We start from the raw sequence: 13,423 nt of genomic DNA, 5'->3' as shown, positions 1-13,423 counted from the left end.
GTACAGGCCAGGAGACGAACCCATGACATCACGTGTCCGGCAGATCAGGAGCCGCCGTTCCACAGCCCTGCGCTGCGCGGCACCGTTGGTCACCCTGGCGCTGGCCGCCACCGGCTGCGGTGCGTCGGTCACGCCCGGGCGAATAGGCGACTCGCCCCGGTCCCCCGCCACCACCGCGGCCGACCCGCCCCCCGCAGCCGCGAGCACCCCCTCGCCGACCGGGGCCGCCACCTGCACCGACCGCTACTTCTCCGGCATGACCACCGCTCAGCGGGTCGGACAGCTGTTCATGGGCGGGATCTCCGCGGCCCATCCCGACCAGGCGCAGTTGCGCACCCTGCGCGACCACCACGTGGGCGCCATCATGCTGACCGGCCGCAGCACCGCCGGAGTGACCGCGACCAAAAAAACGGTCGACGGCTTCCGGGGCCAGGCGGACCAGGTCGGCGGCCGCCGGGTCGGTCTGCTGGTCGCCACCGACCAGGAGGGCGGCCAGGTACAGGTGCTCAACGGCCCTGGCTTCTCGGCCATGCCCAACGGCCTGACCCAGGGCAGCTGGCCGGCCTCGACACTGCGCAGTCAGGCCGCCGGCTGGGCCACGCAGCTGAAGGCGGCGGGGGTCAACCTGAACCTGGCGCCGATCGCCGACGTGGTGCCGACCAGTCTGGGCACCCGCAACATGCCCATCGGGTCCTTCCGGCGGGAGTACGGCCACACTCCGGAGACCGTGACCTCCCACTCCGGCGCCTTCGCCGCCGGCTTCGCGCAGTCGGGCGTGCTGACCACGCTCAAGCACTTCCCCGGGCTGGGCCAGGTGATCGGCAACACCGACGTCACCGCCAACGTCGTGGACTCGGTGACGACCGCGAACAGTGCCGGCCTCGAGCCCTTCCGGGCCGGGATACGGGCCGGCTCCCCCTTCGTGATGGTGTCGTCGGCCACGTACACCAAGATCGACCCCAAGCATCTGGCGGCCTTCTCACCAACGGTGATCAGTGACTTGCTGCGCGGCCGGCTCGGCTTCAAGGGCGTGGTCATCTCGGACGACATCGGCAACGCGGTCGCGGTGCAGTCCTTCACCCCCGCCCAGCGGGCCGTGAACTTCATCGCGGCGGGCGGAAACATGATCCTCACGGTGCGGCCGAGCACCGTACCCGCGATGACGCAGGCCGTCGAGGCCCGGATGCGGCAGGACGCCTCTTTCCGGGCCAAGGTCGACGACAGCGTGCGCCGGATCCTGGCCGCCAAGCAGTCGGCGGGACTGCTCGACTGCCACTGAGGCCCTGCCTGCGATCGGACGCGCAGGTCAGATGCTCGGAGTGCGCCTGAGGCGCGTCAAGCGGCGGCCGCCATCGGGTGGCCGCCGCGGGCGAAGGCGTTCCAGAGCTGCACGAGCAGACGGACGACGAGCGCCTCGATCACGGCGACCGCCACTTGCGTAAGGAGCGAGGTCAATATGTGGGGCACGGGGGTGCCGCCCTTCTTGCGTATGTTCGGGTCTCCTCCCTTTGTCCGCTGCCTCGACGTCGCGCGGACCGACCGCGGGTGACCTCGGGTTTAACTTTCGGTTTCACCCGGGTCCGGTGGCACGCGGGGTTCAGCCGGCCGAGGCCGCGACCACGACAGCGAGACCGATCAGTACGACGCCCGTGGTGCGTCCGAGCACCCGGCGCAACCCCGGCCTTTCGAGGACGCCTCCGGCCCTGGAAAGCAGCAGAGCGTAACCGCCCAGCCAGATGACCGTCAGAGTGGCGTGGAGGAGGACCAGCAGCGTCATGGCCCAGGCGGCGGGCATCCGGGGCGGGGCCAGGGTGGGGAGCAGTCCTGAGTAGAAGACGGCGATCTTCGGGTTGAGGGCGTTGCTGACCAGGCCGGTCCGCCAGGCGCTTCCGGCGGCGGGCGAGCCGCTGTCCGTGCGGGCGGGATCCGCGGCGCCCCTGCGGTTCCGCCACAGCGCCTGCCCGCCCAGCAGGACCAGGTAGCCGGCGCCGAGGAGCTTGACGACCAGGTACGCCGTGGGCGAGGCGGCGAGCACGGCCGCGAGTCCGGCCACGCTCAGCGCGCCCCACAGCAGCAGCCCGGTCACGATCCCGCCCACGGTGCGCAGCGCGTCCCCGGTGCCGGCCACGAGGGCGCGCCGGGTGACCACCGCCATGTCCGGGCCGGGCACGACGGTCAGCAGGCCGAGGACGACGGTCGCGGCCGCGAGGTGGGTCAGCACGCCGCCGCCCTCCTCCTGCTCGGGCCTTCGGGGGTGGTCAACGCGGATGTCCTTCCGGTGTGGCGCGTTCAGTGGTGGGTGACGGAGTGCGGGTTCGCGTCGCGGCCCTCGGTGCTCAGCAGCACGACCACCGAGGTCCCGTCGAGCCCCAGGGCCGTACGGCGCTCCTCGCCGCCCATGCCGGCCAGCACCGCGCGGAGACCGGCGAGCGCGGCGGCTCCGCAGGGGCCCGAGGAGACCCCGAGAGCGGCGAGGCGGGCGGCCGCGTGGGCGCTGTCGGCGTCGGGGACGGCGACAGCGGCGTCCAGGCCGCCGTGCAGGTAGGGCCAGGCGATGCTGGAGGGGGTGCCGCAGTTCAGCCCCGCCATGGTGGTGTCGCCGCCGGTGACGGTGACGGGTTCGCCGCGGGTGAGGCTTTCCAGGACGCAGGCGGCGGACCGCGGCTCCACCGACAGCAGCGCGGGAGCGTGCCCGGAGGGGCGGCTGCGGTAGTGGGTGACCACGGCCTGGGCCAGCGAGCCGACGCCCACCGGTATGGAGACGAGGTCGGGGCCCTCGGCGGCCCCCGCGGCCGCCAGTTGCTCGTCGATCTCCGCGCAGAGGGTCGAGTAGCCCTCGACGATCCACCCCGGGATCCGTTCGTAGCCCGGCCAGGCGGTGTCCTGGACCAGCACCGAGTCCGGCGCGGCGGCGGCCTCGGCGGCCCGGCGCACGGCTTCGTCGTAGGGGCCCGGAACCTCGGTCACCTCCGCGTTCTCGGCGGCGATGGCCGCCACGGCCCCCGGATGCACTCCGCGCGGTACGAAGACGTGGGCGTGCTGCCCGAGCAGGCGTGCCGTGCGGGCCACCGCCCGGCCGTGGTTGCCGTCGGTGGCGGTCACCAGCACGACCGGTCCCGGCCCGGCGCCGCTCGCGGCCCGCTCGGCGAGGGTTCGGTGGACCGCCCAGGACGCGCCCAGGGCCTTGAACGCGGGCAGCCCCAGCCGGCTCGACTCGTCCTTGACGAAGACCCGACCGGCGCCCAACTCGTCTGCGAGCGGTGGCAGTTCGGTCAGCGGGGTGGGTGCGTAGCCGGGCAGCGCGGCATGGAAGTCCCGTACCCCGGCGGGCGCGGGGCCGCACCGCCAGGCGCGGGCACGGGGGCGCATGGACCACGGCGGATTACGGCGGCGGAAGGCGTTGTCGGACACACGACCAGGGTCCGACGGCCTCCTACGATCGGTCCAGCGAATGTTTTCGACTTATACTCGTCGGAGAAACCGATGGTTCAGGTCGTCGCTCCGTGACGGTGAGGGGCTGCGATGTTCGATCTGCACCGGCTGCGGCTGCTGCGCGAACTGAAGCACCGCGGCACTCTGGCCGCCGTCGCCGCCGCCCTGTCCTACGCTCCCTCCTCCGTCTCCCAGCAGCTCTCGCAACTGGAGGCCGAGGTCGGCGTACCGCTGCTGGAACCGGCCGGACGGCGGGTGCGGCTGACCGAGCAGGCCGAGATCCTCGTCGCCCACACCGAGGCGGTCCTCGAACGTCTGGAGCGCGCCGAGGCGGACATCGCCACCTCGCTGTCCGATCTGACCGGCACCCTGCGCGTCGCCTCGTTCCAGACGGCCGCCCTGGCCCTGGTCCCCACCGCGCTCGGCCTGTTGCGCGACCGGCACCCGCAACTGCGCGTGCACGTGACGCACATGGAACCCGAGAAGGCTCTGCCCGCCCTGCTGGCCCGTGACTTCGACCTGGTCCTCGCCGAGGAGTACCCCGGCAACCCCAACCCGCGGCCCTCCGAACTCGAACAGGAGGACCTGCTCGACGACCCGCTGCGCCTCGCCCTGCCTCACCTGGCCGACGGCCAGGACACCGACGGCGCGATGGCGGCGCTGCGCTCACTCGAGGGGCACGCCTGGGTGATGGAACCCGAGGGCACGGCCGCACGGCACTGGGCCATGACCCTGTGCCGCAACGCCGGATTCGAACCCGACGTACGCTTCGAGACCACCGACCTGCTGCTCCACCTCCGTCTCGTCGAGCAGCAGCACGCCGCGGCCTTCCTCCCCGACCTGGTCTGGGACGGGCACTCCCCCACGGTCACCCTGCGGCAGCTCCCCCGCGGTCAGCGCGCACGACGCATCTCCACCGTCGTCCGCCGCGGCGGCAGCCGCCACCCCGCCGTCCTCGCCTGCCGCGACGCCCTCCTCCACGCGGTCACCCTCCACTCCGGCCGGACGGAGGGCGGCACACCGCGCGCTCATTTCGAGACGGGCTCGGCGAAGCCGTAGACGTCGACGACGGCCCTGGCGAAGTCGACGGGTGCTTCCTGCGGCACGTTGTGGCCGACCTTCAGGGTTCTGTGCGCGTACTTTCCGGAGAACTTCTTGGCGTAGGACGATCCGTTTCCCGGCGGCGTGAAGGGGTCGTCCGCGCCATCGATGGTGATCGTGGGGACCTTGATGACGGGTCCTTGGGCAAGCCGCTTCTCCAGGGCGTCGTACTGCGGTTCGCCCTTGGCCAGTCCCAGCCGCCACCGATAGTTGTCGATCACGATGCTGACGTAGTCCGGGTTGTCGAAGGCCGCGGCGGTGCGCTCGTAGGTGGCCTCGTCGAAGTGCCAGGTCGGGGAGTTGAACTTCCAGATGAGTTTGCCCAGGTCGTGCCGGTACTTCTTGAGGCCGAGCACACCTCTCTCCGTCGCGAAGTAGTACTGGTACCACCATGCCCACTCGGACTTGGGCGGCGACGGCAGCTTGTTGGCCTGCGGGTCGGTGATCAGGTAGCCGGTCACGGAGACCAGGCCCGTGCAGCGCTGCGGCCAGAGAGCGGCGATGATGTCGGCCGTCCGCGAGCCCCAGTCGAAACCGGCGAGGACCGCCTTGTCGATCCCGAGGGCGTCCATCAGGGCAATGATGTCGAGGGCGAACACCGACTGCTGGGCATTGCGGGGCGTGCTGCCCGACAGGAAACGAGTCGTGCCGTGGCCCCGTAGATAGGGGACGATCACTCTGTAGCCCTGCGCCGCCAGCAGAGGCGCGACGTCGACATAGCTGTGGATGTCGTAGGGCCAGCCGTGCAGAAGAATGACGGGGCGTCCGTGCGCGGGGCCGGCCTCCGCATATCCGACGTTCAGAACACCGGCGGCCTTCTGCTTCAGCGAGCTGAAGGACTTGTTCGCTCCCGGCTCGGCCGTGGGAGGAACCTCCGGCTTTTCCTCTCCCGACCGGCCCTGCGCGGGGGCGGTCAGGCCGAGTTCGGCGGCGGCGACGGCAGCGGTCGCGGCGCCGAGGAAGTGGCGGCGGCTGCGGTGGGAACCTTCGGGTATGTCCATCGGCGAATCTCCTGGGTCCGACGGTCAGGGCCCATCGACTGCGCGCGGAACGAGCGGCGGAATGAAAGGGGCCACGCCCCACCGAACACTCGCCTGGCGGGGCACGCAACAGAGGCGTGCCCCGCGTTGACCCGGCCGGGTGGATTCTTCTCCGCAGTCTTCGTCAGCCCTCCGCGTCCACCGCCTCGACGGCCGTCAGTGTCACGGTGCCGTCGTCGGCGACCGACCAGCCGGGGTTGTGGCACACCTCCCAGCGGTGGCCGTCCGGATCGGCGAAATAGGCGTGATAGCCCCCGAACGCCGCGCGTCGCGGCTCCTTGAGGACCGTCGCCCCCGCCGCACGAGCCCTCTCCACGGCCACGTCCACCTCGGCGGGCGAGTCGAGGTTCCGCGCGAGGGTGAAGGGGGTGCCGGCCACCGCGGCCTGCCCGGTGTCGGCGCCGAGGTCGGCCAGGGGGAAGAGCCCCAGGGCCAGCCCCCAGCCGACCTGGTAGAAGACGATCTCGTCCAGGTCGAGCAGCGGCGTCCAGCCCAGGCCCTCGGTGTAGAACCGGCGGCTGGCCGTCAAGTCCCCCACGCCCAAGGTCACCAGGTTCAACTGCTGGTCCATCGATCGCCCCCTGCGCCGCCGGGAAATGGCCGTCCGGGCGCAACGCTACCGCCCGCGACGGGACGGCCGTCGGCCCGCTCCTTGCCTCTTTGGCCGGAACCGGGGCGCGAACTCCGGGCGGCGCTGATCGTGACGTGCCAGGTTGGGGGTAGATGTCGGCTTGATGGAGAACGTACGGGTCAGGAGGTGCGCGTGACGGAGCTCGCGGCGGCGTTGTGGGACTTGAGCGGGCAGGGTGTACGGCAGCTGTCCGAGCTGGGGCTGGCGCTGCTGTTGTCGACCCTGATCGGCTGGGAGCGGGAGGCCAAGCAGAAGAGCGCGGGTCTGCGGACGCACACGCTGGTCGGGATCTCCAGCGCCTTGATGATGGAGGTCTCGCAGCACGGGTTCAGCAATGTCCTGGGGCTGGAGAACGTCTCCTTCGACCCGTCCCGGGTGGCGGCGCAGATCGTCTCGGGGATCGGGTTCATCGGCGGCGGGCTGATCTTCGTGCGCCGGGACGCGGTACGCGGCCTGACCACGGCGGCGACCGTCTGGCTGACCTGCGCGGTCGGCATGGCCTGCGGCGGCGGACTGCCCATCCTCGCGATGGCGACCACCATCGTGCACTTCCTGGTCGTCCGCGGATACCCCTTCGTGCTGTCCACCCGGCTGCTGCCGGGCACCTCCACCCACATCTTCGAGGCGCGCCTGACCTACCGGACCGGCACCGCGCTGCTGCCGCGCCTGATGCAGGTCTGCACCCGCATGGGCTTCCGCATCCTCCAGGTCAGGGTGGAGCGGCTGCCCGGCCGCACCGACGACGCCGCGAAGGTGTTGCTGGAACTGGAGGGCACCCAGGATCCCGCGCGACTGGCGTCCGAGCTCTTCCAGGACGACGGAGTGATCGACGTGGAGATGACGACGGGCGACGAGGGATAGGGGCGCGTGCGGGGCCGTGTCACGCCCTGCACCGCAGACAGGCGCGGACCTCTCGGCCGCCGCGTGTCTGGTGGACCTCGGTCGACTCCGCGAGGTAGCGGACGATGGCGGTGCCGCGGCCGTGTTCGTCCGGGGCCGCCTCGCGTTGGCAGTGCTCCACGGCGGTTCCGGAGTCGCTGACGACGATGTGCAGGGTGTCGTTGTCGAGGAAGAGCAGCAGCGTCATGTGCTCACGCCCGTACTGGGCTGCGTTCGCGGCGAGTTCGTCGACGATGAGGACGGCGGAGTCCCGCTCGCTCTGGGGGACGCGCCAGCAGTCCAGCAGGTCTGCCGCGAAGTGACGGGCGGCCGGGACGTGCGCCGCCTGCGCGGGGAGGGTGAGCAGCGCCTGGTGGCTGCAGTGCGAGAGCAGTGGGGGGCTCGGACAGGCAGGATCGGTCACAAACATGATCGTGTGGCTCTTCTGTAGGGTGCGGAGGCCGGAATCCGAGGGGCCGCCCGCGAACCGGGTGGAATCGCTTCGGCTGTACCCGAGTTGGACCCCTCATCCAGTTGCACGGAGAGCGAGTACCACACGGTTCGGGGCTGATTGCACCTTTCGCGGTTTTTCTGCGGGTGCGGTTTCCCGGGCAGCGCCTACGCCCGGATCGTGACCAGCTTCTGACCATTGCCCGTGATGATCTCGAAGTGCTGGATGGCCCCCGGCGAGAGGGGAACGGCTCCGGGAATCGTGGTGCCGGGAGGGTACTGGCCCGCCCGCCAGGTGGCGGCGTCCGTCCTGCTGCCGCCGGGCCCGATCGCCTGCAGGCGGCAGACGATGCCCGCGGGCGCCCCTCCGGCGGAGACCTGGAGGACGCTGCCCCACGCGGAGGGCGAGACCTTCACCGACGCGGTGACGCCGGTGGCGGCATCGCGTCCGGTGAAGGTGCGCGACGGGGCCTGCGCGGTCGGTCCGGGCGGTGTCGCCTCACTGACCACGGATCCGCTGGTGGCGAGCCAGGTGCCGCCGATCGCCGACCCGATGAGCGCCAGGGAGGCGGCGGCTCCGGCCCACTGCAGTCGCCAGGTCCTGCGGCGCCTGGTCGCGGCCTGCCGGAGCATCCGGCCGAGGAGGCCCGCTTCGGGCGCCTGAGCGGCCGCCGGGGGCGCGCCGGAGCGCGCCGGAGGCGTGTCCGCCGTGCTGTCGGCGGCCCGCCGCACCAGCCGTTCGGCCAGGTCCCCGCCGACCGCGGGCATCGGCGCCCCCGAGGCCTCGAGGCCGACGTCGGCTTCCGTGACCGTCGCGAGCAGGGCCGGCAGTCCCGCCAGCTCGGCGTGTTCCTGCCGGCACTCGTCGCACGTCGCGAGGTGGGCGCGCACCTGCTCGCTCTCCGCCGGGGAGAGCGCGCCCAGGATGTATCCGCCCAGCGCCAGCCGGAGGGCGTCGTGGTCCGCGTTCATGGTCGGCACCTCCTCCACGCCGCCGTCATGACTCGATCCCTCGTTCCTGGAGCGCCAGCCTGAGGGCGTGCAGGGCGTAGTAGGTCCGCGACTTCACGGTGCCGAGCGGGATGCCCAGCACTTCGGCGGCCTCCACCATGGTCCGGCCCCGGTAGTACGTCTCCATGAGGACGGCGCGGTGGTCCGGGGACAGCGTCCGCAGAGCGTCGGCGACCGCCCAGCTCTGCAGCGCCTGCTCGATCTGGTCCTCGCCGCGCGTCTGCTCGGCGGCCTGCTCCAGGGCGTCGCCGTCCACCTCGGCCGGCCTGGCCCTGCGGGCCCGGTGGCCGTCGATGACCACATGCCGGGCGACCGTGCAGAGCCAGGCCCGCGCCGGACCGCGATCCGGTTCGAACGCGTCGGGGTGCTGCCACGCGCGCAGCAGCGTCTCCTGCACGACGTCCTCGGCCCACTGCCGGTCTCCTGAGGTCAGTCGCAGCACGTAGTGGAAAAGGGGGCCCGCGTGCTCGGCGTACAGAGTGCGGAGCAGTTCCTCGTCCGTGGTCGAAGCGGTCCCCATACCAGGGACACGGCGCGCGGAGCGTTCCGGATCGGCCGTTGGACCACGTTTTCGGTGAGCCCATGGCATATGCCGATCATCGCGCAGATGCCCCCTTTTGTCGTGTCGCGTCCGGCAGGCCGCCATGGGCCACGGAGAGGTCAGTGCGACAAAAAGGCGCTCGATCACCGAACCGTACGGCCCTCACCGTCCGTGAAACCACGCAAGAGCGCGGATACGCGCCATATCCCCCACGGGTCCGGTCCCGCGCGGTCGCGCGCGGCCCCACTCGGACTCTCCGTCCCGATCAGTTGGGAACGATCACCATGCACCTGAACATCGGTCCACCCTGTCCACCGCGTCGCCCACGTCGCCCACATCCGCCGCGCCGGCGCTCACGCCTCGCGGCCGGAGGGCTGGCCGTCGCGGCCGTCGGCACGCTGGGGCTGCTCAGCGCGTGCGGCCAGTCGTCGCATTCCCCGTCCGCCGCGGCCGGCGGCATCACGCCTGGTCAGGGGCAGAGTCAGCCGGCCGGGACGCCCGGCGCCACCGGGCCGGGAGGCCCGGCGGGCTCCTCGACGGGCGCCCCGCCGATGCCCAGCATGACCATGCCCATGACGTCCCCGAGCGCGCGCGCACCGGCCGCGCCGGTGTCGGGAAGCGCCGTGGCGATCAAGAACTTCGCGTTCTCCCCGGCCGCGCTGAAGGTCAAAGCGGGCACGACGGTGACCTGGACCAACCAGGACACCGACGCGCACACCGTCACCAGCGCCGGTTCGGGCGGCCCGTTGCGCTCGGCCGCCCTGGCCACCCACGCCACGTATCGCTACCGGTTCACCGCGCCCGGCACCTACCACTACCTCTGCACGATCCATCCGTTCATGACCGCCACCGTGGAGGTGACCCGATGACCGCGTACCCCGACAGGCCCGATGGCAGGCCCGATGGCAGGCCCGATGGCAGGCTCGATCCGGCACCGCTGGACGACACCGGGCAGCCCGACGGCCCGAACGGCATGACCCGGCGCCAGCTCCTGCGGCACGCGGGGTGGTTCGGCGGTGCCGTGGTGCTGACCGTGGCCAGTGGGGAGGTGATCAGCCACATCGCCGACAGGAGCGGCGCCCCCGGCACCACGGCCGCCGGAGCCATGGCGGCGGGAGCCGGTACGACGGCGAGCGGCGCGCTGCGGTTCGTGCAGGTCTCCGACAGCCACATCGGCTTCCAGGGCCCGGCGAACATGGACGTGGCCGGCTCCTTCTCCGAGGCGATCCGCCAGGTCAACTCGCTCGGTTTCCGGCCCGACTTCGTGATGCACAGCGGGGATCTGACCCATCTCTCCACGCCCTCGCAGTTCGACCAGGTCAGGCAGATGATGACCGGGATGCGGACCGACCGTGTCTTCACGGTGCCCGGCGAGCACGACTCCATCGGCGACGCAGGACGCGCCTACCGGCACACCTTCGGCAAGGGCACGCTCGGCGAAGGCTGGTACAGCTTCGACACCCACGGCGTGCACTTCATCGCCCTGGTCAACACCCTGAGCCTGGAGAAGCTCGGCCATCTCGGCGAGGAGCAGATCGAGTTCGTCCGCAGGGACCTCAGGGGACTGTCCTCGGACACGCCCATCGTGGTCTTCAGCCACATCCCGCTGTTCGCCATGTACCCGCGGTGGGGCTGGAGTACGGACGACGCGCTGCGCGTCATCGCGCTCCTGCGCCGCTTCTCCTCCGTCACCTGTCTCAACGGGCATGTCCACCAGCTCTTCACCAAGACGGACGGCAACATCACCTTCCACTCCGCCACCACCACGGCCTATCCGCTGCCGAAGCCGGGACGGGCCCCCGCGCCCACTCCGCAGGTCGTGCCCGCCCGACAGCTCAAGGACGCGCTCGGCATCCGCACGGTGGGCTACCGGCAGGGCGACCGGGAGCTGGCGATCAAGGACGAGAGGCTGACATGACCGCCGGAGGACTCCTCGCCCCGGCCGCGCGTACCGCGATCGCCGTCATGCTCGCCGGGAGCGGATACATCCACGCCCGGCTCTACGTCGACGAGTACCGCTTCCTCCCCGTCGTGGGGCCCCTGTTCCTGCTCCAGGCGAGCGTCTCCTTCGCCGTCGCCGCGCTGCTGCTGATCGGGATGCCGCCGCTGCTGAAACTCGCCGCCGCGGGGGTGGCGCTGGGCGCCCTCGGCGGCTTCGCCGCCTCCCGCACGGTGGGCGTCTTCGGATTCACCGAACACGGCCTGCAGCCCGCACCGCAGGCCCTGCTCAGCATCCTGGCCGAAACCGGCACCCTGCTGCTCCTCGCCATCTGGCAGGCCGTCGCTTTCCGGCGGCGCAGCGCGGCGTCTCCGGCGGGAGCGCCGGTGCCGGGGGCCGCTACCTGGTCCTACGGCCGCCGGCGGCGACGGCCGTAGACAGGTCGTTGACGACCGCGTCACGGGTGGCGACGGGCTGCAGGCCGTAGCTCCGCTCGATGGTGGCAAGGATGGAGGTGGTGTCGTAGACGGTGTGGTCGACGGCCGAGCGCGGCAGCGAGCGGGAGACGACCAGGGCCGGGACGCGGGTGCCGGGGCCCCAGGCGTCGTGGGCGCCGCGCGTGGGCGAGCCCGGTCCGGGGGGCGGCAGGTGGTCCCACTGGCCGCCGAACTCGTCGTAGGTGACGACCACGAGCGTGTCACGGGCCTGCGGACCCTCCGTCACCGCCTTCAGCAGGTCGACGAGGTGGTCGCTGCCGTACGCCTCGGCAGCGTAGCCGGGGTGCTCGTTCTCGGCGCCGTAGGGCTTGACGAAGCTGACGGCCGGCAGGGTGCCGGTCCCGGCCGCGCGCAGGAACTCCGTCTCGTCGCGCAGGTGGCTGCGGCCCGGCGTGCCGGGGGCGTAGCCGGCGAAGTAGTTGAACGGCTGGTGGTGGTACTGGAAGAGCGGCCCGGGGTGCCCGGCCTCCGCGTCGTCCCAGCCGCCGGAGTACCAGTTCCAGGAGATGCCGGCGGCGGTGAGCCGGTCGCCGATGTTGGGGTACTTCGCGTCGTCGATCAGCGGGATCCGGGGGCCGCTGCCGTGCGGTGCGCTGGACGGCTGCACCGTGTTGACGGCCAGGCTGCCGCACGCGCGCGCGTAGTCCACCGGGGCGCTGTCCGGGCAGGCGGTGGTCAGCGCGCCGTCCACCACCGGGCCGGTCGCCCAGTACAGCGGGTACGACGTGGGCATGCCGTTGGCGTCGAGGACCGTGTTCTTCGCGCCGGACGCGCCGTCGCTGGTGTCCCGCGGCGCCCGCGCGGCGATCAGGTACTGGTGGTTGAGGAAGGAGCCGCCGAACGCGCCCTGGAAGAAGTGGTCGGCCAGGACGTAGCGCGGGGCGCCCGGGGCGTGCAGGTAGCGGTGGATCGGCAGCGACGTGGTGGCGTAGTGGCCCATGGTGAGGCCGACGGCGTCGGAGGCGGTGACGTAGCGGTCCTGCCGGCCGCCGTCGATGGCGTACCGGTTCTGGTAGAAGCGGTGCACCAGGTCCCGGGTGCAGCCGCCGGGCAGGGCGCCCGGAGAGTCCTTGGCCACGCCGTCGTCCGCCTGGACTCCGGGCGCCGGGCAGGTGCGGTCCCGCGGCCGGATGTGGTCGTCGATGGTGAACGGCTCGTTGGCGAACGCGCTCGCCTCCACCCCGTGGGCGGTGTCGCGGCAGGTCGACGGCAGGGGCGGGCTGGTCAGGTTCACGTCGTTCTGGAGCAGGCAACGATAGGGCGTGCCGTCCTGGGCGCGCTGGGTGCGCTGCCGGGCGGTGGCCCGGGCCAGGCCCTCGACCTTCTGGCCGCCGACCGGTCCCCAGGTGCCGTAGAGGTTGTCGAAGGAGTGGTTCTCCTCGTAGATCACGACCAGGTGCCGGTAGCCGCCGGGCAGGGTGTGCGACGCCGGTGCGGTGCCCGAGGCCGACGAGGGGTTCAGGGCCAGGATCAGGGCGGCCGCCGTACCGGCCGCGACAGCGGGCAGTCGGCGTCCGGCAGGCGGCCGGAGTCGTGTGCTGCGTCCCATGTGGCTGTCTCCAGCGGTGGTTGACGGCAGGTCAGGAGCCGGTTCCGGCGCGCGCGTCGATCGGGCCAAGGTGTGCCGGCGCGGAGAAAGGTAACGGGTCGTCGCCTCCTCGGACAGGGGACGCGCCCGGCCGTGGGCCAGCGGATCGGCCGGCGGTGCGGACCGGGGTCGCGCCCTGCAAAACCCATGCGCCCCAGGCGTCTCGGGCATCGGCGTTTCGGCCAACCCGCCCTCGCCCGGCGGCGGCTCAACTGCGGCGGCCACCCGAGCGACCCCTTGCAGCTCAAGGGGTCCACCGCGTCCGGAATCGAGCGTGTTCGATTCTCCGGACACCTCGTTGTACCGGGCACTGC

General features: G+C 72.0%; 16 protein-coding genes. 6 read left to right on the top strand and 10 right to left on the bottom strand.

What is annotated here, in order from left to right; all coding sequences use genetic code 11:
• Positions 1–22: 22 nt before the first annotated feature.
• Positions 23–1,279, top strand: coding sequence for a glycoside hydrolase family 3 N-terminal domain-containing protein (locus OIE49_RS34730; protein ID WP_326805766.1), 1,257 nt, complete (start codon positions 23–25; stop codon positions 1,277–1,279).
• A 56-nt stretch (positions 1,280–1,335) separates the two neighbouring features.
• Here OIE49_RS34730 and OIE49_RS34725 read toward each other — a convergent pair whose 3' ends face one another.
• The 3 genes from OIE49_RS34725 to OIE49_RS34715 form a co-directional block, all read right to left on the bottom strand.
• Positions 1,336–1,467 carry a hypothetical protein gene (locus OIE49_RS34725; RefSeq protein WP_326805765.1) on the bottom strand — a complete coding sequence of 44 codons (132 nt, stop codon included), beginning with the start codon at positions 1,465–1,467 and terminating at the stop codon, positions 1,336–1,338.
• A gap of 130 nt (positions 1,468–1,597) precedes the next feature.
• Positions 1,598–2,221: a LysE family translocator gene (locus OIE49_RS34720; RefSeq protein ID WP_326805764.1), complete on the bottom strand. Its 624-nt coding sequence runs from the start codon at positions 2,219–2,221 to the stop codon at positions 1,598–1,600.
• Positions 2,222–2,289: 68 nt separating this feature from the next.
• Entirely contained in the window at positions 2,290–3,369 is a 1,080-nt protein-coding gene (locus OIE49_RS34715) for a diaminopropionate ammonia-lyase (RefSeq protein ID WP_326806415.1), read from the bottom strand.
• Between the two features lie 153 nt (positions 3,370–3,522).
• On the opposite strand from OIE49_RS34715, the gene OIE49_RS34710 reads away from it, so the two are divergent.
• Complete coding sequence (locus OIE49_RS34710) at positions 3,523–4,491, top strand: LysR family transcriptional regulator (protein WP_326805763.1); 969 nt, start codon at positions 3,523–3,525, stop codon at positions 4,489–4,491.
• Here the strand turns inward: OIE49_RS34710 and OIE49_RS34705 are convergent.
• Both OIE49_RS34705 and OIE49_RS34700 read right to left on the bottom strand, forming a co-directional pair.
• On the bottom strand, positions 4,461–5,534 hold the full coding sequence (locus tag OIE49_RS34705) for an alpha/beta fold hydrolase (protein WP_326805762.1): 1,074 nt from the start codon (positions 5,532–5,534) through the stop codon (positions 4,461–4,463). The genes OIE49_RS34710 and OIE49_RS34705 overlap by 31 nt on opposite strands.
• A 163-nt stretch (positions 5,535–5,697) precedes the next feature.
• Positions 5,698–6,144, bottom strand: a complete 447-nt coding sequence (locus OIE49_RS34700; protein ID WP_326805761.1) for a VOC family protein — start codon at positions 6,142–6,144, stop codon at positions 5,698–5,700.
• A 192-nt stretch (positions 6,145–6,336) separates the two neighbouring features.
• On the opposite strand from OIE49_RS34700, the gene OIE49_RS34695 reads away from it, so the two are divergent.
• Positions 6,337–7,065 (top strand): MgtC/SapB family protein, encoded by a 729-nt coding sequence (locus OIE49_RS34695; protein ID WP_100572453.1) that lies wholly within the window; start codon positions 6,337–6,339, stop codon positions 7,063–7,065.
• 19 nt (positions 7,066–7,084) lie between these two features.
• Here the strand turns inward: OIE49_RS34695 and OIE49_RS34690 are convergent, their stop codons facing one another.
• The 4 genes from OIE49_RS34690 to OIE49_RS34675 all read right to left on the bottom strand — a co-directional run bounded on the left by OIE49_RS34690 (position 7,085) and on the right by OIE49_RS34675 (position 9,719).
• Positions 7,085–7,507: an ATP-binding protein gene (locus OIE49_RS34690; RefSeq protein WP_326805760.1), complete on the bottom strand. Its 423-nt coding sequence runs from the start codon at positions 7,505–7,507 to the stop codon at positions 7,085–7,087.
• A 194-nt stretch (positions 7,508–7,701) separates the two neighbouring features.
• Positions 7,702–8,505, bottom strand: a complete 804-nt coding sequence (locus OIE49_RS34685) for an anti-sigma factor (RefSeq protein WP_326805759.1) — start codon at positions 8,503–8,505, stop codon at positions 7,702–7,704.
• A gap of 25 nt (positions 8,506–8,530) precedes the next feature.
• Positions 8,531–9,064 (bottom strand): sigma-70 family RNA polymerase sigma factor, encoded by a 534-nt coding sequence (locus OIE49_RS34680; RefSeq protein ID WP_326805758.1) that lies wholly within the window; start codon positions 9,062–9,064, stop codon positions 8,531–8,533.
• Between the two features lie 502 nt (positions 9,065–9,566).
• A complete protein-coding gene (locus OIE49_RS34675; RefSeq protein ID WP_326805757.1) occupies positions 9,567–9,719 on the bottom strand; it encodes a hypothetical protein in 153 nt (50 codons plus the stop codon).
• On the opposite strand from OIE49_RS34675, the gene OIE49_RS34670 reads away from it, so the two are divergent.
• From OIE49_RS34670 to OIE49_RS34660, 3 genes are read left to right on the top strand one after another with little or no spacing between them, the layout of a single operon-like run.
• Positions 9,709–9,954, top strand: a complete 246-nt coding sequence (locus OIE49_RS34670) for a plastocyanin/azurin family copper-binding protein (protein WP_326805756.1) — start codon at positions 9,709–9,711, stop codon at positions 9,952–9,954. The genes OIE49_RS34675 and OIE49_RS34670 overlap by 11 nt on opposite strands.
• The gene (locus OIE49_RS34665; RefSeq protein WP_326800589.1) at positions 9,951–11,003 is read left to right on the top strand and encodes a metallophosphoesterase family protein; all 1,053 of its coding nucleotides are present in this window, start codon (positions 9,951–9,953) and stop codon (positions 11,001–11,003) included. The genes OIE49_RS34670 and OIE49_RS34665 overlap by 4 nt, the downstream gene beginning before the upstream one ends.
• Complete coding sequence (locus tag OIE49_RS34660; protein WP_326805755.1) at positions 11,000–11,461, top strand: hypothetical protein; 462 nt, start codon at positions 11,000–11,002, stop codon at positions 11,459–11,461. Before OIE49_RS34665 ends, OIE49_RS34660 begins: the two co-directional genes overlap by 4 nt.
• Here OIE49_RS34660 and OIE49_RS34655 read toward each other — a convergent pair.
• Positions 11,424–13,070 carry a phospholipase C gene (locus tag OIE49_RS34655; RefSeq protein WP_326805754.1) on the bottom strand — a complete coding sequence of 549 codons (1,647 nt, stop codon included), beginning with the start codon at positions 13,068–13,070 and terminating at the stop codon, positions 11,424–11,426. The two genes, OIE49_RS34660 and OIE49_RS34655, sit on opposite strands and share 38 nt — an antisense overlap.
• Positions 13,071–13,423: the final 353 nt, after the last annotated feature.

This window comes from Streptomyces sp. NBC_01788, assembly GCF_035917575.1.
Lineage (GTDB): Bacteria > Actinomycetota > Actinomycetes > Streptomycetales > Streptomycetaceae > Streptomyces.
The sequence above is the reverse complement of the archived record's forward strand: the minus strand, read 5'-3'. Positions and strand labels throughout refer to the sequence as shown.